1 protein-coding gene is annotated in these 2,319 nt (G+C 42.9%); it reads right to left on the bottom strand.

From position 1 onward, the window contains the following. Positions 1-138: 138 nt before the first annotated feature. Positions 139-1,470, bottom strand: coding sequence for a group II intron reverse transcriptase/maturase (gene ltrA, locus CJF42_RS25540; RefSeq protein ID WP_502694817.1), 1,332 nt, complete (start codon positions 1,468-1,470; stop codon positions 139-141). Positions 1,471-2,319: the final 849 nt, after the last annotated feature.

The following is a 2,319-nucleotide window of genomic DNA, read 5'->3' as shown; positions in this document are numbered from 1 at the left end:
ATAAATCCATTACAATCGCTAAACACATCCAGCCTTGCTTGGTGCGAAGTAGAGTAAGAGGCAGAGCGTAGTCGAACTATTTCTCTGCCTCTCCTCTGTGAACCGTACGTGCACCTTTCAGCGCATTCGGCTCTCCGCTTAATTGTGGCTAACAGCCATTGCAACATCACTGTAACGAGATGTGACTGTGTTTCTAATTTCATCTCTAAGGTATGGATTCGATTCAGGTAGTCGCCAACGAAATGGTAGTTTAGGGCTACTCACTAATCGAAAAAGTGAAACACCACATAAATTACCTCGATTGCTCTTACCAAATAACACCCAAGTCTTAGCCTGATCAGGTGTCGGTCGTTTGATCCACTTCATCATCAAAGATTTGATGGAACAACGATATTTCCGAGCCAGCCATTTTGCGAGTTTCCAGAAAACAATACGATCGATTTTACTGTAAACTTTGGCTGTAAAATCAGTATGTCGATAAAATTGTGCCCAACCCTTTAGTTTTCGGCTGAGCTGTTCAACTTTGTCTATCTTGCTACAACTGTGATCTCCTGATAATGCTTTACTCAGTGAATGAGAAAATGCTTTAGCCTTACCATTGGGGATCCCAGACACCACACGCATATTACCTTTAGGACCTCGCTTCCTGATGATTCTATGTCCGAGGAAAATAAAACCGTCATTCACATGCGTAACATGAGTTTTCTCCATATTTAGCGTGAGTTTGAGTTTATTTTCAAGGAAATTTCGACATTGGTCACGAATTGCTTCTGCCTGTTGTTTGCTGCCTTTGACGATAACAACAAAGTCATCGGCATAGCGGCAATAAGCAACGGCTGGCTTCCATTGCCTGTTTTCATCCAAGGCAATCTTGCGTTTGTCTTGAATGGTGTGATTCCAGTACCATAGATCTTTACGCGCTTTCTTGCTTAGGTAATATTCATCCAGATAATGATCAAACTCATTGAGCATGATGTTTGACAATAATGGTGAAATAACGCCACCTTGCGGCACTCCTTCACTCGTTGCACAAAACAGATTGCGTTCTATATGGCCAGCTTTCATAAATCGCCAAAGCAATTCATTAAACTTATGGCAACTAACGCGTTTACGTACACATTTCATCAGCAATCGATGATGAACCGTGTCGAAATAACTTGACAGGTCACCCTCAACAACCCAACGTCCTCTGGGTTCATTTGATTCAGTCAGTTGTAATTTAACTGTCCGAATGGCGTGATGGACGCTACGCTCTGGCCTGAAACCATAGGATAATGAATGAAAATCATTTTCCCATATCGGCTCCATGGCCATTAGCATGGCACGTTGCACTATTTTGTCTCGCAGTGTTGGAATACCAAGCGGACGTTGCTTTCCATTTGCTTTAGGAATGTAAATTCTTCTGGCAGGCATAGGTTGATAATTACCTGATAATAAATCATTTCTGATTTCATCTAAGTAGTCATGCAATGTAGCCTGTAAATGAATTTAAGTGATCCCATCGACGCCAGGTGTTTTAGCACCCTTGGAGGAAAGCGTCACTTCAGCCGCGTTGTAAAGCCATTGTGGGTGACTGATCAGGCGCAACAATCGATTAACTCGATGAGTTTTATCGGTTGCTGTCCATGTTGCTAATTTACGTTGCATTTCGCTGATTATCAAAGGTCTTCACCTCATTAAGGTCAGATAATTTGCTTACGCAAATCAATTAAACTGCGTCCCTTCGCCATGTAATGGGCTTTCCCCACCTCAGACTACTACGAACGCTCCGCCAGTTTGCTTGTCATCGGGGTCGTGCTCCCTTAACATCCAAACAAACCTTCCCCGGTTTACCTATCTGAACTCAAACATATTGGAGTGGATGCCGATCGCAGTCTTTAACCTTATCGTACTGTAAGGTGATGATACTTAAACGCAGAATTGTGATACAACGTTTATCCATTGGTTCGCACTTACATTTTGCGAACCAAATTGATGATAGTGCTCCTACCTATAACACTATCATAGCCTCATACGGCCTGTTAATTCGTGTAGGCCGTGGCGACGTTTCAGCCCATAGATGCGGGTTAATCGGTTCATGTTCTTCATCCGTCCAATATTCAGTCTGGAGAAGCATCTTGGCTTAACGAATTCGCCTCACTTCCCGTTGTCAGCGGGTTACATCACCTTATCAGCATACGATAAGTCACTGCCGCTCAGACTCATATGCCTGCACAACCAGACATAGTCATCATCAATTTTTAACTCCTGTTATCTGATGACGAATTTCAAATAGACTCGTGGTTCATTTAAGCATTCCATGCTAATGCTGAACTCCGG

This window comes from Pseudoalteromonas sp. NBT06-2, from assembly GCF_002276045.1.
Classification (GTDB): domain Bacteria; phylum Pseudomonadota; class Gammaproteobacteria; order Enterobacterales; family Alteromonadaceae; genus Pseudoalteromonas.
This window is presented reverse-complemented; position numbering and strand designations above follow the sequence as displayed.